The organism is Qipengyuania sp. ASV99 (assembly GCF_047872805.1).
Taxonomy (GTDB): domain Bacteria; phylum Pseudomonadota; class Alphaproteobacteria; order Sphingomonadales; family Sphingomonadaceae; genus Erythrobacter.
In genome coordinates this window covers 14,797-39,291 of sequence record NZ_JBLQUK010000001.1, presented here as the reverse complement: position 1 = coordinate 39,291, position 24,495 = coordinate 14,797, and the positions used below count along the sequence as shown (strand labels likewise).

Genomic DNA, 24,495 nt, shown 5'->3' with positions numbered 1-24,495 from the left:
AAAACCAATTCTCATCGAGGAAGCATCCCGGCGAACTAACTGTGCTGAGATATAAACTCCTCGACCACCGGGGCAACCTTGGTGCGCCAGCGGCTGCCGTTGAAGATGCCGTAATGCCCGGCGCCCTCGGCCATGTAATAGCGCTTCTTGTCCTCTGACAGCCCAGTCGCCAGTTTCAGCGCGGCGCGCGTCTGGCCCAGCCCTGAAATATCGTCGCGCTCGCCTTCGATCGCGAGCAGGGCGGTGTCGGTGAGCTGGGTGAGGTCGACCACTTCGCCCTTATGTTCAAACGTGCCATTGGGGATCGAGTGTTTCTGGAACACTTCCTCTACCGTCTGGAGGTAAAATTCGGCGGTCATGTCGCACACGCTGCGATATTCGTCGTAGAAATCCTTGGTCGCCTGTGCGCTGGCATCGTCGCCTGCGGTCAGATGTTTGAACATCTCGTAATGGCTCATCATGTGGCTTTGCAGGTTCATGCTCATGAACGCGGAAAGCTGCATGAAGCCGGGATAGACCCGCCGTCCCGCACCGCGATAATTTGCCGGGACGGTGGCAATCACGCTTTGGCGGAACCATTCGATCGGGCGGTTCATGGCGTGATTGTTGACCGTAGTGGGGCTTTCGCGCGTGTCGATTGGCCCGCCCATCATCGTCAGCGTCAGCGGTGTCGCGGGCGATTTGTGCTGATTGAGCAGCGCGGTCGCAGCAAACGCAGGGACCGAAGGCTGGCACACCGCGAGCATATGCGGACGCCGGCCCGGCTCCACGGCTTCGATATATTCCAGAAACTCGATCAGATAGTCGATATAGGTATCAAGGTCGAAATCGCCCTCGCTCAGCGGCACCATCGCAGCGTCGGCCCAATCGGTGATATAGACCTCGTATGTCTCCAACATCCGTTCGACCGTGCCGCGCAGCAGCGTGGCGTAATGGCCGCTCATCGGGGCAACGATCAGCATTTTGGGACGGTTTGCCGTTTCGCCTGTATCCACCCCGTCAAGCCGGAAGCGTTTGAGATCGCCAAACGGGCGGTTGACCACGGTCGCTTCGATCACGGGGAAGAGTTTGCCGCCGGATTCGATTTCGGTGATGCCGAACTCAGGCTTGCCATAATTGGCGGTGGCATGCGCAAACACGTCAAGCGCGTTGGCAGCCATTGGCATCATGCCCATCTTGCCGAATGGGTTGGCAGGATTGGTAAGCATAGAAGAACTGATCGAAGCCCAGGAGCTGACGCTGTTCATCCAGCTGCGCTGTATTTCATAGGCGTGGTAAAGCATGGTTTTGCCCGTCCGGTTTGGCGCGCGACCCCCTCACGCGGCGTAATGTTTGGAGGTTAAATGGCGCTTTACGCCCCATTGTGCAATGCACAATTAACTGTCCACTGTGGTTCCGCCGCCGATAGAGGCGCATCCCGGTGCTTTTTAGACGTGATATTTGCGCCTGCGATAGCTAGATGAAGCCCGATATGGACGGACAAACCAATGAAGTCGGCGCTGCAGCGGACGAAATCGATGCGGGGATCGATACAAGCATAGCTGATGACGAGGGCGCAGGCGGTGCCGATCCGGCACTGGCAGCGAAACGACCGCGCTCGCTCGCCCCGCTGACGATGGTTTACCGCGAGGCCGGCAAATATCCTTCGCAAATCGGGTTTGCGCTGCTGTCGCTGATGATTACTGCCGGAGCGACGCTGGCAATTCCTTGGCGCTTCAAGGTGATAATCGACGATGCCTTTGGCGGCACGGCTGGCGCGGAAGAGATCGGCCATGCGTTCCAGTATCTGCTGATGATCGTGCTGGTGCTGGGCATCGGGACGGCGGCAAGGTTTTATTTCGTGAGCTGGATCGGTGAACGGGTGGTCGCCGACATTCGCCTTAAAGTGCAGGAGAACCTGCTTCGCCTATCGCCCGGCTTCTATGAGGAAAACAGCCCCAAGGAAATCTCCAGCCGGATGACTTCGGATACCGCGATTATCGAAACGGTGGTCGGCACCACGGTTTCGGTGGCCTTGCGCAACACGCTGACAGGGATCGGGGGCATTGCGCTGTTGCTCTATCTCGCGCCGACGCTGACGCTGGGCCTGCTGATCGGTATTCCGCTGGTGATCCTGCCCATCGTATTCTTTGGGCGCAAAATCCGCGCCATATCGCGGTCGAGTCAAGACCGGGTCGCCGATGTCGGTGCCTATGTCACCGAAGTGCTTTCAGCGATGAAGATCGTTCAGAGCTTTGGACAGGAATCGCGCGAAGCAGGCCGGTTTGGCGACGTCGTGGAACGCACCTTTGAAACCGCGCGCAAACGCATTATCCTGCGCGCGGCGATGACCTCCATCGTGATCCTGCTGATTTTCGGCGGCATTACCCTTGTGATGTGGCGCGGCGCGCTGGCCGTGTCGGAAGGGACGATCAGCGGAGGGACGATTGCCGCGTTTGTGCTCACCGGCGGATTGGTCGCTGGCGCAATGGGGTCCTTGACCGAAGTGTATGGCGATCTGCTGCGCGGTGCGGGTGCGGCCAGCCGACTGGCTGAATTGCTGGAAGCGAAGCCGGCGATTGCGCCACCCGCCCGCCCCGAGCGCCTGCCAGAACCGGCCCGCGGCAGTCTGTCGTTCCGCAATGTCACGTTCCGTTATCCCGCGCGGCCCGAAACTCCGGCGCTCAGGGACTTCAGTCTAGAGATCGAACCGGGCGAGACGGTGGCTATCGTTGGCCCATCGGGCGCAGGCAAGTCGACGCTGTTTCAACTGGTGGAGCGGTTTTACGACCCGCAGGTCGGCACGATCCGGCTCGACGGAGTGCCGCTGACCAAAGCTGATCCGGCGGACATTCGCGCGCGATTGGCACTGGTGCCGCAGGACGGAGTGCTGTTCAGCGCCAATGCCCGCGACAATCTGCGCTATGGCAAATGGGATGCGAGCGACGATGAAATCTGGGCGGCGGCGCGCGCCGCCAATGCCGAGAGTTTTCTGCGTGACCTGCCTAGCGGGCTCGACACCTATTTGGGCGAAGGGGGTACGCAATTGTCGGGTGGTCAGCAACAGCGCATTGCCATCGCCCGCGCGCTGCTGCGTGATGCTCCGATCCTGTTGCTGGACGAGGCGACCAGCGCGCTGGATGCGGAAAGCGAACAATTGGTGCAACAGGCACTCGACGTGCTGATGCAGGACCGCACCACGCTGGTGATTGCCCACCGGTTGGCCACGGTGCGCGCGGCGGACCGGATCATCGTGCTTGATGGCGGCGCCATCGCCGAACAGGGCACCCATACCGAACTCAGCGCGGCAGGCGGGCTGTATGCACGGCTGGCGTCGCTGCAATTCACTGCGAACGAAGCCGCCTAGGGACAGGGCACTAAAGCGCTTCTTTTCGACCAAAGCGCGCGTTTGAGCGACGAGCGACACCCTTGATCCGGAACGCTCGCTAAACCAGCATCAGTCTGGATTTCCAGAACCACATATCGGGGACACGCATTTATGATCCGCATCACCAATCTCCTGCTCGCAGGCACCGCCGCGCTGGCCTTCACCAGCACAGCCATGGCCGAAGACCAATCGGGTGTCGTTGCTGCCGAAATCCAACCGCTCGAAACGGAAAGTGAGACGGGCGGCGAGCCCGCGGCCACGCCGAGCATGGATTTCGGCACTTGGGGCGTCGGGCTCGCCACCATCGATCAGGGCGTCGACCCGGGCAATGATTTCAACGCCTATGTCAATGGCAAGTGGATCGCGGCCAACGAAATTCCCGCCGACCGTCAGCGGTTTGGCGCGTTTGATATGTTGCGCGAAGGGGCGACCCGCGACGTGCGCAGTCTGGTCGAAACTTTGGTTGCATCCAATCCCGCCCCTGGCACGCAGGCGCGGCGTATCGTCGATGCCTACAACGCCTATATGGATGTCGAGGCGATTGACGCGAGCGGACTTGCCCCTGCTCAGCCATACCTTGCCGAAATTTTCGGCGCATCCGATCTTTCGGCGCTGGCGCGATTGTTTGGCACCCCCGGCTATCCCGCTCCGGTCAGAGCCGGGGTGACCATCGACGCCCGCAACCCCACGCAATATGTGGTCGAAGTCGGGTTTGACGGCATGGGCCTGCCCGACCGCGATTATTATCTGGTCGATTCCGAAAGCAATCTGGAAATCCGCGCGAAGTATAAGGAATATCTCGCTGTGCTGCTGGGAGCGGCGGGCTACACCGATCCGATTGCCGCGGCAGAGGCGGTCTATGCCTTTGAAAAGCAGTCTGCCGAGGTCGATTGGGCACGGCAGATTTTCCGCAAGCCGACGCTAACCTATAACGAGCTTTCCCCGGCGGAGCTGACCGCGATTGCGGGCGATTTCCCCATCGAAACGCTGCTTGCCTCGGCGCAGCTTGATGGTCAGCCGCGCTTCTTGGTCGATCAGATCCCGCCCACGCCCGAAGAGATCACCGAAGCCGGACTGACCGCGGAACAGATCAGCATGATCGGCGGCGGATTGCCCGCAATGATGGAGTTGATGGCCAACACCCCGCTCGCCACGATCAAGGCCTATATGGCAGCGCGGTTCTTGTCTTCGAACGCAGCCGTCCTTTCGAGCGAACTCGATGCCGCGAATTTCGCGTTCTACGGCCAGACCATTGGCGGGCAAGAAGCGCAGCAGGACCGCTGGAAACGCGCCATCGATGCGGTTGAAGGATCGCTCGGCGAACAGCTTGGCGCGCTGTATGTCGATCAATATTTCCCGCAGACCAGCAAGGCGCAGATGGATGCGTTGGTCGCCAACCTCACAAGGTCGATGAATGAGGCCCTGGACAAGAACCAGTGGATGACGCCCGAAACCATCGACCAGGCGCGCGCCAAGCTGAACGGTTTTGTCCCGATGATCGGCTATCCGGGCGAGTTCAAAAGCTATGACGGGCTGGAGATTACCGCCAATGATCCGCTGGCAAACCGGATGGCAACCGTGCGCTGGGAAGATGCCGACGCCCGTTCACGGCTCGGTACAGAGGTTGATCCGGAGGAATGGGGCATGTTCCCGCAGACGGTGAACGCCTATTATTCGCCGCTCACAAACCGCATCGTGTTCCCCGCTGCGATCCTGCAGCCGCCGTTCTTTAATGCAGACGCCGATCCGGCGGTCAATTATGGCGGCATTGGCGCGGTCATCGGTCATGAAATCGGCCATGGCTATGACGATCAAGGCTCGCAATTCGACGCCAGTGGCACCTTGCGCAATTGGTGGCAGGATAAGGACCGCGCCGGGTTCGTCGAATTTACCGAACGGATGGCTGGGTTCATCGAATCCTATTGTCCGGTGGACAGCCCCGAAGGTCCTGTTTGCCTGCGCGGCGGCCAGTCGATGGGGGAAACTCTGGGTGATGTGGTGGGCCTGCAAATGGCTTACCGCGCGTACCGGATGTCGCTCAATGGCGAGGAGGCCCCCGTCATTGATGGTCTGACCGGCGATCAGCGGTTCTTCCTCGGCTTTGCGCAGATCTGGCGCGGCATGGAACGCGAAGCGAGCCTGCGCAACCGAGTGATGACCGCGAACCACCCGCCGGGCGAGTTCCGCCTGAACAATGCGGTCCGGCATCTCGATGCGTGGTACGAAGCGTTTGGCGTGACCGAAGGCGATGCGCTGTATCTGCCGCCAGAGGAGCGCGTGCGTATCTGGTAGAGTAAGCCGCCAATGACAGGCCCGCCTTGATCGATCGGGGCGGGCCTTTTTGGTTTGACAGGCCCGCCGCCCTCGCCGAAGCGCTTTCCCATGAATGAAACTGTCGTCGCAATTCTGCTCGGAATCCTTGAAGGGTTGACCGAATTTCTGCCGGTATCGTCGACCGGACACCTGATCCTGGCCAGCGAATTGTTCGGCTATAATTCCGCGCAATGGGCACAGTTTAACATCGTGATCCAGCTTGGCGCGGTGCTGGCGGTTGTGGTGGCATATTTCCGCTATTTGTGGGGGATGGCAATGGGACTGCTCACTTGGGAGCGGACCTCGGTGCTGTTTGTTCGCAATCTGCTGGTCGCGTTCATGCCCGCGGCAGTGATCGGGATTTCGGTCAAGGATCAGATCGACGTCATGCTGGAAAGCCCGTTTGTGGTGGCCTGGGCATTGTTGGTTGGCGGGGTGGCGATGATCGGACTGGAAAAAACCGTGCGCCCCGGTGCGGACACCGGGGTTGCCGATATCCCGCTCGCCAAGGTGATCGGCATAGGGTTCATTCAATGTCTGGCGATGATCCCCGGCACCAGCCGTTCGGGCGCGACAATTCTGGGCGCGCTGGCGATGGGCGTGGGGCGCAAGACGGCGGCCGAATTCAGCTTTTTTCTGGCGGTGCCAACCATGCTGGGCGCGGCAACGGTCAAGATTGCGTCAGAGCCGGAAAAATTGCTCTCAGGCGGCGGGCTGATTGGCTGGGACGAGATAGCGATCGGATTCATCGTTGCTTTCCTGACTGCGCTGGCGGTGATCCGCGCCTTTGTCACCTATGTCAGCCGGTTCGGATTTGCCCCCTTTGCGTGGTATCGGATTGTGATTGGCGCTGCGGCAATCGCGTGGCTGATGTCGAGATAGCACGGTCAATCACGGAACCATGCACGCCAATGCGGGTTGAAAAAGCGAACCGGCTGCAGTCGGCTATATTTGGGATGATGCGGAAAATGGCATTGCTGTTGCTGATCGTAATCGGGCTTAGCGCGGGGTGGTTTGCATCCATCCTGGCGCGTGACGAGGCGTCCGGTGAAATTCTGCGGCAGATGGGTGCGGGTCTCGCCGCGAGCCTGCTGGCCGGGCTGATGGTCAATTCGGGAACGGTGCTCGGCGGATTGTCGCTGTTCGCGTTGTTGGCGGCAATTGCAGCGTCGGCGGCTGTGTTGGCTGGCTATCACGCAATCATGCGCCGCCGGACCGAAGTTTAGACCGCCGCTGCTCCGCTGCCGCGCCCACCGCGCAGATGATATTCCTGCGTCCCGCGATCGACCACATTGTCGACATCGATAATCGCCGAATTGGCATAGGTGAAATTCGGCGCGAGGCTGCGATACAGCCGGTCAAAATCGCGCTCGACCGTCTGGCGATAGAGGTCTTCAAAGCTTTCGATTACGAAATAGGTCGGTTGCAAATCGCTGATCACGTAATCGGTGCGCATCACCCGGTCGACATTGAGCATAATGCGGTTGGGGCTGCGCGCCTCAACCGCAAAGCGCGCCTCGGTCGGGCCTGACAGGATTCCAGCGCCATAGGCCCGAATGCCTGCGTCCTCTTCAATCAGGCCAAATTCGACGGTGTACCAATAGAGCGCGCCCAAGGCCTTTAGCCGGTTATACCGCATCGCCTTCCACCCGGCGCGGCCATATTCCTGCATGTAATCGGCATAGACCGGGTCGGTCAGCATCGGGACATGGCCGAACACGTCGTGGAACACGTCCGGTTCCTGAATATAGTCGAATGTTTCGCGTGTGCGGATGAAATTGCCCGCGGGGAACCGGCGATTGGCCAGATGCCAGAAAAACACGTGATCGGGGATCAGCATGGGCACCGGCACCACGCTCCACCCGGTCAGCTTTCCCAGCTCCTCCGACAGCGCGCCGAATTCGGGGATGCCTCCGCGCGACAGGTCAAGCTTTTCCAGCCCGGCCATGAAAGCGCTGCATGCGCGGCCGGGCAACACCTCCATCTGGCGCGCGAACAGATCGTTCCAGACACTGTGATCTTCCGATGAATATTCGGTCTGCGCCGGTTCCAGCCAATCCTCGCCCAGATGCGGCGGCTTGGCCAGCGGCGCAGTGAAAACCTCCGCCGGAAGCTGCGGCAGGGCGGTAAAATCAGTATCAGCAAGTGTGGCCATGGCTATGCTTTGCAGACTACCATCCCTGCGAAGCAAAAACAAAAATAAAGGATGGACCGATGGGGCTTAAGGGTAAGGATTACCGCGAGGCATTGGAGCCGATGACCGAGGAACTGGTCGGCATGGCGCGCTGGGCCAAGGCGAGCGGCGCGCGGATCGTGGTGTTGTTCGAAGGGCGCGATACGGCGGGCAAGGGCGGCGCGATCAGAGCGGTGCGCGATCAGCTCAACCCGCGCCAATGCCGCACAGTCGCCCTTTCCAAACCAAGCGAGGACGAGCAGACCCAATGGTATTTTCAGCGCTATATCGCGCATCTTCCGCATGCGGGTGAAATCGTGCTGTTCGACCGCAGCTGGTATAACCGCGCCGGGGTCGAAAAAGTCATGGGCTATGCCGATGATGCGCAGGTGGAGGCGTTTCTCAAATCTGTGCCGGTGTTTGAAAAATTGCTGACCGATGACGGCATTTTGCTGTTCAAATATTGGCTGACTACCGATCAGGGCAATCAGGAAGAGCGGCTGAAAGAGCGCCTCGAAGATCCTCTGAAGCGCTGGAAACTCTCACCCATCGACCTTGCCGCGCGCGAGAAATACGATGACTATACCAAGGCGCGCGAAGCCATGCTGAAAGCGACACATACCAAGCATGCACCGTGGACACTGGTGGATTTCAACGATCAGAAGCGCGGGCGGTTGACGCTCATCCGCGACCTGCTTGACCGGCTGCCCGACACATATGTCGAACCAGCCGCGATTGAATTTCCCGAATTGGGCCGCGAACCAAAGGCAGAAAGCTATGCGGTAATGAAGCCGGTTGCGGATTATCCGATAGCAGATTGACGGAGCTCCTGATTTAATATAAATATGATATCATAATTATATCGATGGAGATTCGCCATGTCTGACAATGTTGCCTTCGCAAACCCTAGCCGCGAGTGCCCTGGCTCGGCGTTCAACGGCTACCTGATGTTGGCTGTGCTCGCCGCGATCATAGTGTTTGAGGTCCTCCTGGTGACCAACGCTCTACCCGGCGGAGAGGCGGGCAAGGCGTCTAAACTGCTGTTTGTCGGCCAGCTTGTTTTCAGCATATTGGCGCTGGTATTCATCGCCATCGGTTTCTTCATGATTCAACCAAACCAGGCGATGGTCCTTACGCTATTCGGTGAATATCGCGGAACGGTGCGAAGGGATGGGTTGCATTGGACTTGGCCGTGGATTGCCAAGCAGAAAGTAAGTGCGCGCGCGCACAACATCCATTCGGAAAAGGTCAAGATCAACGACCTTCGCGGCAACCCCATAGAGATCGCTTGCAACGTTGTATGGCGAGTCGCCGATACCGCTCAGGCCGTTTTCGATGTCGACGATTACAAGGAATTCGTAAACATCCAGATTGAAGCTGGCCTGCGCACAGTCGGCGCGCGACACCCTTATGATGATATGTCGGATGAAGATGAGACGACGCTGCGCGGCAGCGCCGATGTGGTCAATCATGAACTGCGTGAGGAACTCAACGACCGGTTGGCTGTTGCTGGGATTCATGTCGACGAAGCCGGACTGACCCACCTTGCCTATGCGCCCGAAATCGCCGGCGCGATGCTCCGCCGCCAACAAGCCGACGCGGTGATTGCGGCGCGCAAAAAAGTGGTGATTGGTGCCGTCAGCATGGTCGAAGACGCACTCGAGAAACTGTCGAGTGACGGCATTGTTGAACTCGATGACGAACGCAAGGCCGCTATGGTATCCAACCTGATGGTGGTCCTGTGCGGTGACCGCGACGCGCAGCCAGTGGTCAACGCTGGCACGCTCTACCAGTAATATAGTGATATTCGAGGAGGCAGCGATGGCTGCACCCGCTCAGAAAAAAGCCTTCGCTCTGCGGCTCGACCCGGCGGTCCACGCCGCGATCGAGCGGCTTGCGGGGGCGGAACTGCGCTCTGCCAATGCCCAGATCGAAATGCTGCTGCGCGAGGCGCTCTCGGCTCGCGGGATCGGGGTGGAAAGAGCAAGACCGCCAAAGCGCGGAAGGCCGCCGAAAAAGGAAGGCTAGATTGCCGCTTTGGCGCTTGTTATTTGCCGCCCGTCACCGGCAAAAGCACCCAGGTCGAAACCGTCATCATGCTTTCGAATAGCCAGGATCAGCACCTCGTTACAGATCGCCGGAGATACTCCGCGAAACTCAAAATGCCGTAAGCGGTTCTCGCCCAATTCGCGCGCCGCCAGCTGTAACAACAGGCTGGCGGTCAGTGGCCCATGCACCACAAGCCCGCGATAACGCTCCACATCGCACGCATAGGTCGCGTCATAGTGAATGCGGTGGGTGTTGAAGGTCAGCGCCGAATAGCGGAACAACAGGCGCGGGTCGGGGGTGATTGAGTGCACTGCGTCCCATTCCGCTGCGTCAAATGCGGCTTCGCCCGGTTCGGATGGGCTTAGCGGCGCATCGGGCATAGCCGCTTCGCGGTAAACCAGCGTCTGCGTCTCCTCCACCGCCACCGTTCCGTTGGCGCGGGTTTCATGCTCAACATCCACGAATGCCAGCTTGCCGCTGCCGCCGCGCTTTTCATTGATGGAGGCAATGCGGCTGGTGCGTTCGATCACCGCGCCCATGGCAATGGGTGCAGCAAAGCGGATCGTGCTCGACGCCCACATTCGGCGCGGCAAGGGAAAGGGGGGCAGAAAGCTGTCCGCGCAGTCTTCGCGTGCGGGATGTCCGTCCTCACCCAGCGCTGCGGTTGGTGCGTCGGGGTTGCAAAGCGCGAAATGCACGCCCTGAGGCAAATTCGCCGGATCGGGCATTGGCAGATCGAACGTCGCCAGCCAGCGCCTTGCCAGGCTCTCATCGAGTCTATCGCTGGCGCGTTGTTCGCGCCCTGTCCACGCGCTGAAATCGCTCACACTGCTCTCTCAAACACCGCCGCGATGCCCTGACCGCCGCCGATGCACATCGTTTCGAGGCCAAAGCGCACCTCGCGCCGGTCCATTTCGGCCGCCATATCGGCGAGGATACGCCCACCGGTCGCCCCGATTGGGTGGCCTAGGCTGATGCCCGACCCGTTGACGTTAAGGATCTCGCGGCGCGAATCGTCCGCACTCCAGCCCCAGCCCTTGAGCACTGCGAGCACTTGCGGCGCAAAGGCCTCGTTGAGCTCAACCAATCCGATATCGTCCCACGAATAACCGCGCCGCGCGAACAGCCGCTCCACCGCCGGGACCGGGCCGATCCCCATGCGCGCAGGATCGCACCCCGCCGCCGCCCAGCCACCGAACCATAGCGTCGGGGTGAGGCCCAGTTCCTCAAGCTTATCCTCCGCCACAACCAGGCAAGCTGCCGCCGCATCGTTCTGTTGGCTGGCGTTCCCGGCGGTGACAATGGCTTCCGGATCGCGCTTCAGGTCGATGGCGCGCAATTGCCCCAGCGTCTCCATCGAGGCATCCGCGCGGTAGCCTTCGTCATGGTCGAACATGATCGGATCGCCGCGACGTTGCGGCACTTCGACCGGAACCAGATGCGCGTCGAACTTGCGCTGTTCCCATGCCGCCGCGGCGTTTTGGTGTGAGCGAACGGCAAATGCGTCGGCCTCGTCACGCGTGATGCCGTAATCCTTGGCAAGGTTTTCCGCTGTCTCGATCATCCCGGTGATTACGCCGAACCGTTCAATCGGCTGGCTCATCAGCCGCCCGCGCGACAGACGGTCGTGCAGGGTCATATCGCCCATCCGCACGCCATTGCGCAGGTCGGTGGTGTAATGCTCGACATTCGACATGCTCTCGCACCCGCCCGCAACGACGACATCGGCCATTCCGGTTTCCACCATCATCGCCGCATTGGCCACGGCTTGCAGGCCCGAACCGCAGCGCCGGTCAAGCTGATAGCCCGGCACTTCAAGCGGCAAGCCTGCTGCCAGCCAGCTCCAATGGCCGATGGCGGGGGCTTCGGCATTACCGTATCCTTGGCTGAACACCACGTCATCCACGCGCGCCGGGTCGATCCCGCTGCGCTCCACCAGCGCTTTCAGGATGATCGCGCCCAGCTCTCCGGCGTTCATGCTGGCGAGCCCGCCGAGGAATTTGCCCACCGGAGTGCGCAGGGGCGAAACAATTGCGGCGCGTCTGGTCATATCCGGTCCTTATCACTCAATGCCACGGTACCGGCATCCACCAATTTGCCAATCGCGCCGCTCGACAGGCCAAGCCGCTCGGCCAGAACCTCCTCGGAATGCTGGCCGAGATAGGGTGCGGGCGCAGGATCACCGGGGGTCTGTGCGGGCAGGTTGGCAAAGCTGCGTGTGGCGGGATAGCCGAAACCCGAAGGGTTTGCGGGAGAGGGGCCGAACAGCGGATTGTCGGTCACCAATTCGGGATCGCTAGCGGCTTCAAAAGCGGTGCGATAGCGTTCAAAAGTGCAGCCATGCGCTGCCATGCGCGCTGCCAGCGCTTTATAATCATGGCCGCTGGCGACATTCTGAAAAATGTCGAACAGCGCATGACGATGCTCAAATCTTGGTCGGTCGCCATCGACGAATTTCACCCCGACGCGCGCTTCAAGCTGGCCGATTGGGACCGCGACGCCAAACGCCTCGACCAGCCCGTCCCATTGCTTGGGCGTCAGCGCGGCGACCATGAAGCGCACTCCGTCCTTGGCCCTGAAATCGCGCCCGAACGCCCCCCAGATCGCATTGCCCAGCCGCTGCCTGTCGGCCCCGCGATAGAGCATTTCTGCCATGGTGCCCGAATTGGCGAGCGTGCCGATAGCCACATCGCCCAGCGGTACGCGCACTTCGCTGCCCTCTCCGGAAGCATCGCGGCGGCGCAATGCTGCGAGCAGGGCAAAGGCGCAGTATGCTCCGGTGATGAAATCCCAGGCCGGTAGCACCTGATTGACCGGCGGTGCAGTTTGCATGTCCCACTCCTCCGGCCCGGTCATCAGCGGATAGCCGGCGGCGGCGTTGACGGTAAAATCCATCGCCTGCCGCCCGTCGTGCCAACCCATGATCCGCACCGAGGTGAGGTCGGGCGCGGCTTTTGGTTGTGCCGCTTTCACCGCGTCATGCGCCAGGAAGCTCTGCTCCGGGAGATTGGTGATCATCTGCCCGGTGCGCGCGGCAAGCTCGACGCACAATTCGCGGCCCTCGGGCGAACGCAGGTCGAGCGCGACCGATTTCTTGGCGCGGTTGAGGTTTTCCCAGCTGAGCGAGCGCCCTTCGCGGGTGAGCATATACCGATCGTAATCGAGCCCGCCCGCCTTGTGATCGACGCGGATCACCTCCGCCCCCATCTGCGCGCAATACAGCCCTGCCGTGGGCGAGGCGACGAAGCTGGAAACTTCGATGATCGAGAGGTCGTTGAGAAGGTTGTACATCAGACCCTCCCCGTTTTGGGGTGAATCAAGAATCCCTCCATTCGCGGAGCATGTGCTTGGCGATCTGAAGCTGAAGGATCTGCGTCGTGCCTTCGTAAATGCGGTAGATGCGCGCATCGCGGAAGAACCGTTCGGCATCATATTCAGCGAGATAGCCCGCGCCGCCGTAAACCTGCACCACCCGGTCCACCACCCGCCCGCACATTTCGGAAGAGAACACCTTGAAGGCGGCGGCCTTTATCAGAATATCCTCGCCCCGGTCTGCGCGCGCAGTCACGTCGGCCATCATCGCCTCTGCGGCGTAGATTTCAATCTCGCTGTCGGCGAGCATCTGCTGGATCAGCTGGAAATTGGCAATCGGTTCGCCGAACGCCTTGCGTTCATTGGCATAGCGCAGCGCCGAATCAAGCGCGCGGCGGGCATATCCGGCGGCCGCCGCACCCACCGAAATGCGGCCATTGTCGAGGCTCTGCATGGCAAAGCGGAATCCCTTGCCCGTTTCCCCGCCAAGCAGCGCATCGCCGGGCACGCGCACATCGTCGAGCATGATGTCGGAGATATGGCTGCCCGATTGGCCCATTTTCTTGTCAGGCGAACCGGTTGACACACCCGGCGTGTTCATCGGCACGAGAAAGGCGCTGACATGCGCGTTTTTGGGCAGAGCCTCTTTCTCGGTGCGAGCCATAATCAACGCGACCTCGGCATGCGGGGCGTTGGTGATGTAACGTTTGGTGCCGTTCAGTACCCAGCCGTTGCCGTCCGGATCGGGGGTCGCAGTGGTTGCCATCGCCGCGCTGTCGCTGCCCGAACCCGGCTCGGTCAGGCCGAAACAGGCGATCTTGCCTTCTGCAACTTTCGGATACCACTCGGCCTTCTGCGCTTCGGTCGCGCCATTCTTCAATGCGCTGGCGAACATGCCGACATTGATCGAGAAGATCGAGCGATAGGCGGGCGCAGCATAGGCCATGATATTCACGACGCGCGCATATTGCGTCAGGTTGAGGCCCGCGCCGCCATATTCCTCGGGTACGCTCAGCCCGAACAGGCCCATCTCGCGCATTTCCCCGATGATCTCTGGCGGGATAGCGTCGTTGGCGATCACCTCTGCCTCTGCCGGGATCAGCCGTTCGCGGACATAGCGGGTGAGCTGTTCGGCAAATTGTTCAAATGTATCGCTGTCCATACCGGGATTGCCGGGATGGGGCTGCGCGCTCTGGATATTCATTCACTGTCTGCCTGTTCTTGGCTGTTCGGGTTGGCGGCCTGCGATGGGGATTCTGGGGCGGCGGGTGGAGGCACCGCGCCGACCGGGGGTAACGCGCCTTCGGGCAGGCGGCGTTCATCGAGCATCTCGGCGGCCTCCTCAAGCGCTTGGGCTTCGCCTTCACTTACCGCACCGGGCGCGCTGCTACCGGCAGAACCGCAGGCGGAAAGCGCCAGCGCCGTTGACACCAACGCTGCCAATGACGGCGCCCGCTTGCCTAAGCCGGTTGGCACTTTCCGCCAGATTTTCATAGACTATTCGACCGGAATTGCCGCTTCGGCAGCCTCTGCAGCAGCTTCAGCTTCAGCAGCGACAGCGGCGGCATCATCGGCAACCTGTTCGGTGGTCACCGGATCAGGCGCATTCTCGCTTGGATCGACCGGCGGGCCCAGCGCTTCGTCATCGGCAACCGGTTCTTCCGCAATCGGTTCAAGCGCTTCATCGGCGGGCATTTCGACCGTGTCAGGCATCGCTTCGGTCGAAGCATCATCGCTGCTGCCGCAAGCGGCGAGAAACAATCCGGCGCTGCCCAGAACGCCAAGGGTGGCAAATTTCTTCATAGGGGCGTCTCCTCAATAACCCGTGATTTGATCGCAGCGGTGTAGCGGGGTGAGCCGGGTTAAGCCAAGCGCGAATTGCTGCATCGAAACGGCACAGCGCCAAGACGGCAGCATCACCGCCGCGCGAATCGGAGTATGACATCCCTATGGCACAACTTTCCGCACCCGCCCGCTCTTCGATGGCCCATCGCTTTGCCCGATCGCTCGATTGGGTGTTCATGGTCTTGATCCTGGGGATGGGGTTGGTGATTGTGCCCTTCACGGCGGCGCAGGCACAGGCGCCAGCACAGGGCGGCGGGGCCTTCACCATTGCCGAGACCGGGCGCAGCTTTGGCTCGCTTCAAGCGGCGGTGAACGCCATTGGCGATCAGCGCGGCACGATTGAAATTGCGCCGGGCACTTATCGCCAATGCGCGGTGCAGACGGCGGGCGTGGTGATCTACGCGGCGCGCGAATATGGCAGCGTCACCTTCGACCGCACGGCCTGCGAAGGCAAAGCGGCGCTGGTGCTGCGCGGGTTGGGCGCGGAGGTGCGCGGCATCACTTTTTCCAACATCACCGTGCCTGATGGCAATGGCGCGGGGATCAGGCTCGAACGCGGGGCGCTCAATATTGCCTATTCGCAATTCCGCGACAGCCAGCAGGGCATTCTGACGGGCGATGATCCGCAGGGCCGCATCTATATCATGCGATCAACCTTCAGCGGGCTGGGCACTTGCGAGAATTCTGCCGGCTGCGCGCATTCGATCTATATCGGCAATTACGGCGATCTGACCGTGCGCGAAAGCCGGTTTGAGCGTGGGCGCGGGGGGCATTATGTGAAAGCCCGCAGCGCCAAGGTCGTCATCGAAGGCAACAGTTTCGATGATGCGGCGGGCAGCGCCACCAATTACATGATCGACCTGCCCGCAGGCAGCATCGGCACCATTGCGGACAATTGGTTCATTCAGGGGCGCGACAAGGAAAACTACTCAGCCTTTATCGCCTTGGGCGCGGAAACCGTCCTGCACCCATCTGATGGGTTGAGCGTGCGCAACAACGAAGCCCGCTTCGTCCCCGGCCTGCAGCGCCGCAGCGTGTTCCTCGCAGACTGGAGCGGATCGCGGGTGGACATGGCAGGCAACCGCCTCGCCAGCGGCCTCGTCAATTACGAGCGGCGTTGATGCGTCAAGGCGATGGCGGGTCGAAAGCGCGAACGTAGCTTTGCTCGGTCGCCGGGATCGGGGCACCAAGGCTTTTGACCTGAAAAAACTCTCCGAGATCACCGGCCAGCCACATCCGCGTGCCTGCTTCAAAGCCGAAGCGCGAATAAATTTGCGGATCGCCAAGCACCGTAATGCCCTTGGCTCCGCGCTCGCGCATTATCGCTTCACCTGCCTCAATCAGGGCGCGGCCGACGCCCTTGCTCTGATGCGCTGGTTCAACAGCTACCGGGCCAAGCACAACCCAGCCGGCATCACCATTGGCGAGGATCGCCGGCGAATAGGTAACTTGGCCGATGATCGCGCCGCTCGCATCGTCAGCCGCCACCAGCGAAAGCAGCAGATCGCCATCGGCACGCAAGCGGTCGATCACGTCCTGCTCATCGCCGTCGGAATACGGGTGTCCTGCAAAGGCGCGCGTTACCATGTTGTGGATCGGGGTTTCGTCTCCGAATTGCTCTGCGCGGATCGTCAGTGTCACGTCAGCAAATGCCCATGCCGGTCGCGCTTGGTCGCGAGGTAGCGCGCATTGTGGGCATTGTCGGGCAGTTGATGCGCGACGCGCTCACTTACCGTGGTCCCAGCCGCTTCGAGCGCCGCAACCTTGGCTGGGTTGTTTGTGAGCAGGCGTATGTTCGTCGCGCCAAGTAGCTCCAGCATCCGTGCCGCGACCGGGAAATCGCGCGCTTCATCAGGCAGGCCGAGCCGCTGATTGGCATCGATCGTGTCAAACCCTTCGTCCTGCAAGCGATAGGCGCGCAGCTTGTTCACGAGGCCAATCCCGCGCCCTTCCTGCCGCAGATACAGGAGCGCGCCCCACCCGCCATCCTCACGGGCATGGTCGGCCATCGCGCGCAACGCCGCATACAATTGCGGTCCGCAATCGCATTTGAGGCTGCCCAGGATATCGCCGGTGAGGCATTCGGAATGGAGCCTGACAAGCGGCGGGCGGTCACCCGTCTGTTCGCCAATGATCAGCGCAACATGCTCGCGCGTGTCGTCGGGAGAGCGGAAAGCGACGATCTGCGCCTCCTCATAAGCCGACACCGGAAGGTTTGCGCGAGTGACAATGCGCAACGCACCGGCGGAGGTGTAAGCGTCAAGGTCGCTGGCGCAGACCCGTTGAGCTTCGCCCGCAGTTTCAGGATTGACCAGAAAGGCCGGAAGAATGCCAGCGATCCGCGCCAGTTCCATGGCGGCGTGGGCGGCATCTTCCCATGCGATCGGTTCAGCGCGAAATGGCCCTTTCAGCGGGTTGGCCAGATCGAGCGCCGGGTCCGCAATCGGTACGGCAGTGCGCAGGTTGAACGGCTCCGCACCGTGTATCAGGACCGGCGCGTGCGGAACTGCAGCCGCGCGCTGATTCGCCAGTTTGAGCGTCGCTGCGCGCGCCGATGAAATGAGCATGTGCGGCGCACTCGCCCCGCTCGCAATCGCGGTTTCGACCGGCAACAATGTGGGGCCGTCCGCAAACGCCAGCGGCCAGCCGTGGCGCAAGGCGTCCACCGCCTGTGCAGCGCGGCGCGCCGGGGATGCGGACGGGGGCGAGCCGTTCAAATATCAAACTCGGTGATCAGCGGGACGTGGTCCGAGGGCTTTTCCCAGTCGCGCGCTTCTTCAAGCACTCGGTGCGCCGTCGCCTGTTTTGCCAAAGGTCCGCTCGCCCACATATGATCCAGCCGCCGCCCGCGATCGTTCTTGCGCCAGTCGGGCGAGCGATACGACCACCAGCTGTAATAGCGTTCTGGATCGCGGATATGCTCGCGCCCGATATCGTGCCATCCATGCGCATCCTGAAACCGCTTGAGAGTTTCAACTTCGAGCGGGGTGTGGCTGACGACCTTGAGCAATTGCTTGTGGTTCCAAACATCGGATTCCAGTGGAGCGATGTTGAAATCGCCAACAATGAGCGTCGGCGCGTCAAGCGCGTCGGCCCAGCGGGTCATCCGCTCCAGAAAATCGAGCTTCTGCCCGAATTTCGCGTTGATCTCGCGGTCGGGCTCATCGCCGCCTGCGGGAATATAGACATTGTCGACAAACATGTCCTTGCCCACGACTTCGACCCCGACGTGCCGCGCTTCGCCATTGGCTTGCCAGTCGTGTCGCGTGACCTCGCGGATCGGCACTCGGCTGACGGTGGCGACGCCGTGGTATCCCTTTTGCCCGGAAACCGCCTGATGCGTGTAGCCCATCGCCGCCAAAGCTTCGGCGGGGAATTTCGATTCCTCGCACTTTATTTCCTGCAGGCACAAAATGTCGGGCGCGTGATGTGCTAGGTATTTTTCGACAATCGGCAGGCGCAAGCGGACCGAATTGATATTCCAGGTGGCGACAGAGATCATGCCTGCGATCTAAGCCGATGCTGCACAGTTTTCCACCTTTCACTTTCCCGACGCATTCAGAAGCGATAGCGCAGGGCAACATACCAATCGGGAGACCCGCCATGATTACCAAGCGCATTTTTGCCAGCCTGCTTGCCAGCGCCGCCCTGCCCCTTGGCGCGTGTTCGACCACGGTGAATTATTACGGAGAGGAGCGCGGCGTGCAATCGGTGCCGCTGGCACAGGCAGGGGCGGTTGAAATGCCGGCTGATGTGCAAAAGTCACCGCGCGCCAAGAACGTGATCCTGTTCATTGGCGACGGGATGGGCATTTCCACCATCACCGCCGCGCGCATCTATGCCGGGCAGAAACTGGGCATGACCGGCGAAGAATATGTCCTGCCGTTTGAGAATTTTGAACATGTTGCGCTGGTCAAGACCTACAACACCAACGCGCAGGTGCCTGATAGCGCAGGCACCGCGACTGCCATGCATTCGGGAGAAAAGACCAATATCGGGGTGCTCGGCATCGGTGCAGCGGCGGGGCGCGGTTCATGCGCAGACGCGCTGGCCCACCCATTGCCGCTGCTGGGTGAGGAAGCGAAACAGCGCGGCTTGGCGCTGGGCATTGTATCGACGGCGCGGTTGACCCATGCGACCCCGGCCAGCGTTTATGCGCGTGCCGCGGATCGCAATTGGGAATCGGACACGGCCATTCCCGAAGACCAGCGCGGTCTTGGCTGCGATGACATTGCCAGCCAGCTGGTTTCGGCGGATTGGGATGTTGCCCTGGGCGGCGGATTGGGTGCGTTTTTCGGCAGCACAATGGGCGGCCGCAGGAACGAAGCGGATGCCAACCTTCCCGGCGCATGGGCGGCCCGCACCGGCGGAACCTATGTCACGACCTCCACCGAACTCGCAGCCGCGCCCATGGATGCCCCGGTTCTCGGCCTGTTTTCGCCCAGCCACATGACTTATATGGCACAGCGCGAGGAGACCTCCACCGAGCCGACCCTGACCGATATGACCGCGCAAGCGATCACCCGGCTGTCGGGCGATTCGGATGGCTTCTACCTGATGGTTGAAGGTGGGCGGATCGACCACGCGCATCATGGCGGACAGGCAGGCCTCGCGCTGGAGGAAACGGTCGAGTTTGCGCGCGCGATCCAATATGCGATCGACAACACCGACCCCGAAGAGACGCTGATAATGGTTACCGCTGACCATAGCCACGTCTTCACAATCTCGGGCTATCCGCGGCGCGGCAACGATATTCTGGGACTGGTTGTTCCGCCCGAAGATGGCGGCAGCGAAGTCGCTGAGGTAACGCGCGCCAGTGACGGCAAGCCCTACACAACCTTGGGGTATGCCAATGGTCCCGGATCAATCGCGGGTCAGGCCGAGCGTCCGGTTCCCGAAACCGGCGTTGAGGCGCGCCAGCAGGCGACCGTTCCGCTCGGCTCGGAAACCCACGGCGGAGAAGATGTTGCGCTCTATGCCAACGGCCCGGGTGCGGACAGGGCGCGCGGTGTGATCGAACAAAACATCATCTACGACATAATCCGCCGGGCGTTTGGCTGGAACTGACATCGCTCCAAAACACAAAAAACCCCTGTGCCGGGGGCGATGGCACAGGGGTTTCGGTATTAGCGTTCGTCACGCTTATGCAAGGCGGGCTTTTGAGGGGAAGGGCAACAGGGGGGAAACCCTTCCTTCGACCGCCTTGTTGACCATTATTAGACTGGGTCAGCTTTCACTTCTATGAACACTGACCTAGTTTTGTCGCAAACCTACAACTGCGGCAGGCCGAACCGTTCAGCGGGGCCGACGAGACGAACGGCGCGGATCGCGGAATTCAAATGTGCTTTCCGGCACTGCCAGACCGTAATTGTGATTCGTCAGACGCACGGTGGTGCGGTGATTCTGCGCATCCAAAGCGACCCAATGGGTCAATTGCAATCCGCCCGGCGCTCCGGCCTTGCGCACAAAGATGAGGTTGATGCGCCCAAATTCGGGCTTGTCCGGATCGCGCACATCAATGCTGAGCACGTCGGGGCTGCCGGTCGGGATCAGCGTGCCATATTTGCGCACGTCGCGGTCCGGATCGAGCAGCGCGCCGAGCGGTGAACTGCGAATCGGCCAGCGTTCGACCTGATTGACCTCGTAATCGACCATATAGAGCGAACGACCGTTAGATATGACGAGCAGATCGGCATCGCGTCCGTAATCAAAGCGGATCTTGCCCGGCCGTTTCAGCGTCATCACCCCGCGTGCAGCGTTGCCCGCGCGGTCGGTTTGCGTGAAATCGGCCCGCATTGTCGAAATCGCCCGCAGGGCTGCAACCGCGCGGTCAAGATCGGCGGCATTGGTCTGGGCCGCAGCCTGAGGCACAAAGTGCGGCGCAGCAGCGCCGAACGAAAGGCCAAGCGCCAGAGTCCCCGCAGCAGCAAGGGTCAGGCTGGAGCGCCGGATATGGGTCAAGATGTTCATTCTCGCTCCGCTAAAGCCTGAGCGTTGAACTGTCGATGAATTAGAAAGCCAGAAGCCGCAGCGGCCCAGATCTTACTTGATCTTGGCTTCCTTGAATTCGACATGCTTCCGGGCGACCGGGTCGTATTTGCGGAACGTCATCTTTTCGGTGATGTTGCGCGGGTTCTTTTTGGTCACATAGTAAAAGCCCGTGCCCTCGGTCGAGACGAGCTTGATCTTGACGGTTGCGGGCTTCGCCATGACTTTATCCTAAGATCGGGTGGTGGCCCAAGGGCCATAAATACAACGGGCGGCGCGCTCCACAACAGGGGTGCACCGCCACAAGAGCGCGCGCATTTGCCGATTCACGGGGAAAAGTCAAGCAGACTCGCCGCCCTGCCTACCAATCCGCCCCGCTGACCTTGCCGCGCTTGGACTTGATATCGCCGCGCGCCTTTTTGGCCTTGAGCCGCTGGGTCTTGCCGGCCCGGTTCAGCCGGGTCTTGGCGCGCTTTTTGGGCTGCTGATGCGCGGCGGTGAGCATTTCATCGAGCTTGGCGCGGGCTGCGGTGCGATTGGCATCCTGGGTCCGGTGCACCCGCGCTGTGATCAGCAGATCGCCGCTGCCGGTCAGTTTCGACCCGGCGAGTTCTTTCAGCCTTGCAAAAACCTCAGGCGACAGGCCGAGCGCAACGACATTGACGCGCAGTTGCACCTCGGTCGCCACCTTGTTGGCGTTCTGCCCGCCGGGGCCCGAGCCTGCGAGGAAACTCTCACGGACAAGCCCATGCGCGCGGTCGAGCAGGCTATTGTCCATTACCCATCTCTGGCAGACCTATCTCTGGCAAACGGGGCGGTTCAGGGGGTGCAGGGATTTCCGGTGGGCTCAACCCGGCGCGCAGAAAATCCTCCGGGAATGGGGCAAAGGCAATGATCGGCATCTTGCCTTCGCGCTCAACCGTGATTGATTCGGCGTGCAGCATGGTGCGCGGTGCGCCCTTGTTCTGGCCGTGCACGGGGCCGTAGATCGGATCGCCGAGCAGCGGCGCGCCCAGCCCCTGCAGCGCGTGAACTCGCAATTGATGGGTGCGCCCGGTCTTGGGACGAAAGCGAATCAGCGAGCGCTTCCGGTCGCCATCGCCGATGGTTTCCAGCAATTCCCATTGCGATATAGCGGGCTTGCCTTTCTTCGCCGCGATCATCCGCCAGCCCTTTTCGGCGGAGCTGATCTTTGACAGCGCCAATTCGATTGTGCCGGATTGCTCCCGCGGTTCAAAGTCGATCACCGCGAGATAGGTTTTGCCCACCAGCCGGTCTTCAAACGCCTTGTTGAACCGTTTTAACGCCTTGGGATTGCGTGCCAGCAGCAGGCATCCGCTGGTGTCAGTGTCGAGCCGGTGGACTGCGACGGGTGGACGCTGAAACCCGAGCTTGAGTTGTTCGATATGGTCGAAAAGTGCCGGACCGCCGCGCTTGGGCCGGTCAACCGGCAGCCCGGCAGGCTTGTCGATAACCAGCGCTTCGGCGTCTTCGAAAAGGATAGGGATGTCGATGAAATGTGCTCCGGTAATGGGACGGCGCTGCGCCTTGCGTGTTGCGCGTATCTAGCCCAGCAGCCGCGCTGGGAACAGCCCGCGCACTGCATTGCCCAGCTTAAACCCGCCGGCGAGGTCATCCAGCGTCAGTTCCGCTTCGCGCGCCTGGCCCTTTTCGATCAGATATTCGCGCAGGATTCCGGGCAGCAGGCCGAGCGCGGCGGGCGGGGTCAGCAACTTGCCCCCGCGCTCCACAAAGATGTTGGTAAAGCTGCCCTCGGTCACCAGACCATCGCTGCGCACCAGGATCGCTTCATCCGCGCCCATTCGCCGCGCGGCGGCATGGGCGTCTTCGTAGAACCCGCGATCAGTCGTCTTGTGGGCAAGCCTCCAGTCGGACGGATCGAGCGGATTGGGCAGCGCCACGGCAGCCACCGGGCTGCTGATTAGTGGGGGCATTGGTCCCGCTTCCAACGCGGTCGCTCCGCTGCGGGCGACCAGCAATCGGACCTTTGCAGGCTGTTCCAGATCAAAGCACAGCGCGTGGATCTGATTGCGTGCGGCGTGGCGATCAAATTCAAAGCCCAGCGCTGCGGCGCTGTTCTTGAGCCGCGCAAGGTGCAATTCGAGCATCCCGATGCCCACTTCGGGATCAAATGCCATCGTTTCGATCAGGTCAAATCCCGCAGCCGTGTGTTCGGCAGAGGAATGCCGGGCAAAGCCTGCCTTCACCTCGCATTCGCGGCGTTCTGACAGCGCATCGCTATCCGCCACGATCGCCGAACCTACCCCCAGCACCGCGCTGCCTTGACCGTTTTCAATGGGTGTCAGCCGCAAGGTGCGGATCGCCACATTGAAGGCGGCGCTGCCGTCTGCTCCAATCCGGCCAATCGCTCCGCAATAGGGCCCGCGCGCATCGCGTTCTACAGATTCGATCAACTCCATCGCGCGGATTTTCGGTGCGCCGGTGATCGAACCGCAGGGGAAGATCGCGCGGATCAACTCGGCCGGACCATTGCCAGGGGCAAGCGTGGCGCGAACGCTGGAGACCATCTGGTGCACCGTGGGATAGGTTTCGACCGAAAACGGCGTATCGACCTGCACACTACCCGGCACCGCGACGCGCGAGAGGTCGTTGCGCATCAGATCGACGATCATCAGGTTCTCGGCCCGGTCCTTTACCGATGCGGCCAGCTCGTTTGCCAGCGCGGCATCAGTGACAGGATCGTCGCTGCGCGGGCGCGTGCCCTTCATCGGTTTGACCTTGACGCGGTCACCTTCCAGCGCGGCGAACAATTCGGGCGAAAAGCTGAGCAGCCAGTGGGTTCCGTCAAACACCATCCCGCCATAGCCTGAGTGTGCCGCGCCGCGCAGCGCAGCATAAAGCGCGATCTCATCGCCGCGATACGACCCGGCGAGCGGATAGGTGAGATTGGCCTGATAGATGTCGCCTGCAAGGATAGCCTCGTGCAGCGCCCCGAACGCCGCAGAATAGCCGCCGGGTGACACCTTCGCATCGAGCGGGCCGAGCCGTGCTGTGCCCTGTGCGCGTGCGGCCAGCCATTGCGCTACATCTGCCGCTGCAATCCGCTTTGGCGGATCGAACAGGCCAAGCCATATGAGCGGACCATTCGCTCCGGTTTTTGAGCCCAGCGCCGCCAGCCGTGGTTCCAGCGCCAGACCAGCTTCATAGGCGATATAGCCCGCCAATTCGCCGCCCGCGCGCCGCGCTGCATCCGCTGCGATCAGCACATCAGTGACGTCTTCGGGTCGATAAGCGACGAAAATTTCGCTCGGAGATTCGTAATAAAGCGCATCGACCGCACGCTCACGCTGGGTTTGCAGCAGCACATTGCGCGCGTCGTCCAGCAAGACAAATGGCGCTGGCGATGGCTGCGGAGATGCGGGCTGGCCCATGGCCCCGCCTTAGCCGATTGACCGGCCAAGTCGAT

At 61.3% G+C, this 24,495-nt stretch carries 25 protein-coding genes; 9 read left to right on the top strand and 16 right to left on the bottom strand.

What is annotated here, in order from left to right:
- Positions 1–35 precede the first annotated feature (35 nt).
- Positions 36–1,283: a polyhydroxyalkanoate depolymerase gene (locus tag ACM64M_RS00185; RefSeq protein ID WP_416226625.1), complete on the bottom strand. Its 1,248-nt coding sequence runs from the start codon at positions 1,281–1,283 to the stop codon at positions 36–38.
- A 332-nt stretch (positions 1,284–1,615) separates the two neighbouring features.
- Between ACM64M_RS00185 and ACM64M_RS00180 the strand changes: the two genes are divergently transcribed.
- From ACM64M_RS00180 to ACM64M_RS00165, 4 genes are all read left to right on the top strand, one after another.
- Positions 1,616–3,346: an ABC transporter transmembrane domain-containing protein gene (locus tag ACM64M_RS00180; protein ID WP_416227325.1), complete on the top strand. Its 1,731-nt coding sequence runs from the start codon at positions 1,616–1,618 to the stop codon at positions 3,344–3,346.
- 132 nt (positions 3,347–3,478) lie between these two features.
- Positions 3,479–5,659: a M13 family metallopeptidase gene (locus ACM64M_RS00175; protein ID WP_416226624.1), complete on the top strand. Its 2,181-nt coding sequence runs from the start codon at positions 3,479–3,481 to the stop codon at positions 5,657–5,659.
- 90 nt (positions 5,660–5,749) lie between these two features.
- Positions 5,750–6,562, top strand: coding sequence for an undecaprenyl-diphosphate phosphatase (locus tag ACM64M_RS00170; RefSeq protein ID WP_416226623.1), 813 nt, complete (start codon positions 5,750–5,752; stop codon positions 6,560–6,562).
- Positions 6,563–6,636: 74 nt separating this feature from the next.
- The gene (locus ACM64M_RS00165; protein WP_416226622.1) at positions 6,637–6,906 is read left to right on the top strand and encodes a hypothetical protein; all 270 of its coding nucleotides are present in this window, start codon (positions 6,637–6,639) and stop codon (positions 6,904–6,906) included.
- On the opposite strand, the gene phhA is transcribed toward ACM64M_RS00165, so the two are convergent.
- Entirely contained in the window at positions 6,903–7,835 is a 933-nt protein-coding gene (gene phhA, locus ACM64M_RS00160) for a phenylalanine 4-monooxygenase (protein ID WP_416226621.1), read from the bottom strand. The genes ACM64M_RS00165 and phhA overlap by 4 nt on opposite strands.
- A gap of 59 nt (positions 7,836–7,894) precedes the next feature.
- On the opposite strand from phhA, the gene ppk2 reads away from it, so the two are divergent.
- From ppk2 to ACM64M_RS00145, 3 genes are read left to right on the top strand one after another with little or no spacing between them, the layout of a single operon-like run.
- Positions 7,895–8,674 carry a polyphosphate kinase 2 gene (ppk2, locus tag ACM64M_RS00155; protein WP_416226620.1) on the top strand — a complete coding sequence of 260 codons (780 nt, stop codon included), beginning with the start codon at positions 7,895–7,897 and terminating at the stop codon, positions 8,672–8,674.
- 57 nt (positions 8,675–8,731) lie between these two features.
- Complete coding sequence (locus ACM64M_RS00150; protein WP_416226619.1) at positions 8,732–9,649, top strand: SPFH domain-containing protein; 918 nt, start codon at positions 8,732–8,734, stop codon at positions 9,647–9,649.
- A 25-nt stretch (positions 9,650–9,674) separates the two neighbouring features.
- A complete protein-coding gene (locus ACM64M_RS00145) occupies positions 9,675–9,881 on the top strand; it encodes a toxin-antitoxin system HicB family antitoxin (protein WP_416226618.1) in 207 nt (68 codons plus the stop codon).
- Here ACM64M_RS00145 and ACM64M_RS00140 read toward each other — a convergent pair.
- Genes ACM64M_RS00140 through ACM64M_RS00115 form a run of 6 tightly spaced genes read right to left on the bottom strand, consistent with a single transcriptional unit; the run spans position 9,878 to position 15,017 of the window.
- Complete coding sequence (locus tag ACM64M_RS00140; RefSeq protein WP_416226617.1) at positions 9,878–10,729, bottom strand: FAS1-like dehydratase domain-containing protein; 852 nt, start codon at positions 10,727–10,729, stop codon at positions 9,878–9,880. The two genes, ACM64M_RS00145 and ACM64M_RS00140, sit on opposite strands and share 4 nt — an antisense overlap.
- Complete coding sequence (locus ACM64M_RS00135) at positions 10,726–11,952, bottom strand: acetyl-CoA C-acetyltransferase (protein WP_416226616.1); 1,227 nt, start codon at positions 11,950–11,952, stop codon at positions 10,726–10,728. Before ACM64M_RS00135 ends, ACM64M_RS00140 begins: the two co-directional genes overlap by 4 nt.
- Positions 11,949–13,193 carry a CoA transferase gene (locus ACM64M_RS00130; RefSeq protein WP_416226615.1) on the bottom strand — a complete coding sequence of 415 codons (1,245 nt, stop codon included), beginning with the start codon at positions 13,191–13,193 and terminating at the stop codon, positions 11,949–11,951. The genes ACM64M_RS00135 and ACM64M_RS00130 overlap by 4 nt, the downstream gene beginning before the upstream one ends.
- A 25-nt stretch (positions 13,194–13,218) precedes the next feature.
- The gene (locus tag ACM64M_RS00125) at positions 13,219–14,418 is read right to left on the bottom strand and encodes an acyl-CoA dehydrogenase family protein (RefSeq protein WP_416226614.1); all 1,200 of its coding nucleotides are present in this window, start codon (positions 14,416–14,418) and stop codon (positions 13,219–13,221) included.
- Entirely contained in the window at positions 14,415–14,657 is a 243-nt protein-coding gene (locus ACM64M_RS00120) for a hypothetical protein (protein WP_416226613.1), read from the bottom strand. The genes ACM64M_RS00125 and ACM64M_RS00120 overlap by 4 nt, the downstream gene beginning before the upstream one ends.
- A gap of 54 nt (positions 14,658–14,711) precedes the next feature.
- Positions 14,712–15,017: a hypothetical protein gene (locus ACM64M_RS00115; RefSeq protein ID WP_416226612.1), complete on the bottom strand. Its 306-nt coding sequence runs from the start codon at positions 15,015–15,017 to the stop codon at positions 14,712–14,714.
- A 146-nt stretch (positions 15,018–15,163) separates the two neighbouring features.
- Here ACM64M_RS00115 and ACM64M_RS00110 point away from each other — a divergent pair, with 146 nt between their 5' ends.
- On the top strand, positions 15,164–16,180 hold the full coding sequence (locus tag ACM64M_RS00110; protein WP_416226611.1) for a right-handed parallel beta-helix repeat-containing protein: 1,017 nt from the start codon (positions 15,164–15,166) through the stop codon (positions 16,178–16,180).
- A 4-nt stretch (positions 16,181–16,184) separates the two neighbouring features.
- Here the strand turns inward: ACM64M_RS00110 and ACM64M_RS00105 are convergent, their stop codons facing one another.
- The 3 genes from ACM64M_RS00105 to ACM64M_RS00095 are packed head-to-tail and all read right to left on the bottom strand — an operon-like array spanning position 16,185 to position 18,561.
- Positions 16,185–16,700, bottom strand: coding sequence for a GNAT family N-acetyltransferase (locus ACM64M_RS00105; RefSeq protein WP_416226610.1), 516 nt, complete (start codon positions 16,698–16,700; stop codon positions 16,185–16,187).
- Positions 16,697–17,776: a GTP cyclohydrolase II gene (gene ribA / locus ACM64M_RS00100; RefSeq protein WP_416226609.1), complete on the bottom strand. Its 1,080-nt coding sequence runs from the start codon at positions 17,774–17,776 to the stop codon at positions 16,697–16,699. Before ribA ends, ACM64M_RS00105 begins: the two co-directional genes overlap by 4 nt.
- On the bottom strand, positions 17,773–18,561 hold the full coding sequence (locus ACM64M_RS00095) for an exodeoxyribonuclease III (RefSeq protein WP_416226608.1): 789 nt from the start codon (positions 18,559–18,561) through the stop codon (positions 17,773–17,775). The genes ribA and ACM64M_RS00095 overlap by 4 nt, the downstream gene beginning before the upstream one ends.
- Before the next feature lie 101 nt (positions 18,562–18,662).
- On the opposite strand from ACM64M_RS00095, the gene ACM64M_RS00090 reads away from it, so the two are divergent.
- Positions 18,663–20,126: an alkaline phosphatase gene (locus ACM64M_RS00090; RefSeq protein WP_416226607.1), complete on the top strand. Its 1,464-nt coding sequence runs from the start codon at positions 18,663–18,665 to the stop codon at positions 20,124–20,126.
- A 228-nt stretch (positions 20,127–20,354) separates the two neighbouring features.
- Here ACM64M_RS00090 and ACM64M_RS00085 read toward each other — a convergent pair whose 3' ends face one another.
- The 5 genes from ACM64M_RS00085 to pabB form a co-directional block, all read right to left on the bottom strand.
- On the bottom strand, positions 20,355–21,029 hold the full coding sequence (locus ACM64M_RS00085) for a LolA family protein (protein ID WP_416226606.1): 675 nt from the start codon (positions 21,027–21,029) through the stop codon (positions 20,355–20,357).
- A 72-nt stretch (positions 21,030–21,101) separates the two neighbouring features.
- Positions 21,102–21,269: a 50S ribosomal protein L33 gene (rpmG, locus tag ACM64M_RS00080; RefSeq protein ID WP_416226605.1), complete on the bottom strand. Its 168-nt coding sequence runs from the start codon at positions 21,267–21,269 to the stop codon at positions 21,102–21,104.
- A 139-nt stretch (positions 21,270–21,408) separates the two neighbouring features.
- Positions 21,409–21,825, bottom strand: a complete 417-nt coding sequence (gene arfB, locus ACM64M_RS00075; RefSeq protein WP_416226604.1) for an alternative ribosome rescue aminoacyl-tRNA hydrolase ArfB — start codon at positions 21,823–21,825, stop codon at positions 21,409–21,411.
- Positions 21,815–22,561 (bottom strand): RluA family pseudouridine synthase, encoded by a 747-nt coding sequence (locus ACM64M_RS00070; RefSeq protein WP_416227324.1) that lies wholly within the window; start codon positions 22,559–22,561, stop codon positions 21,815–21,817. The genes arfB and ACM64M_RS00070 overlap by 11 nt, the downstream gene beginning before the upstream one ends.
- A 51-nt stretch (positions 22,562–22,612) precedes the next feature.
- Positions 22,613–24,460 carry an aminodeoxychorismate synthase component I gene (pabB, locus tag ACM64M_RS00065; protein WP_416226603.1) on the bottom strand — a complete coding sequence of 616 codons (1,848 nt, stop codon included), beginning with the start codon at positions 24,458–24,460 and terminating at the stop codon, positions 22,613–22,615.
- Positions 24,461–24,495: the final 35 nt, after the last annotated feature.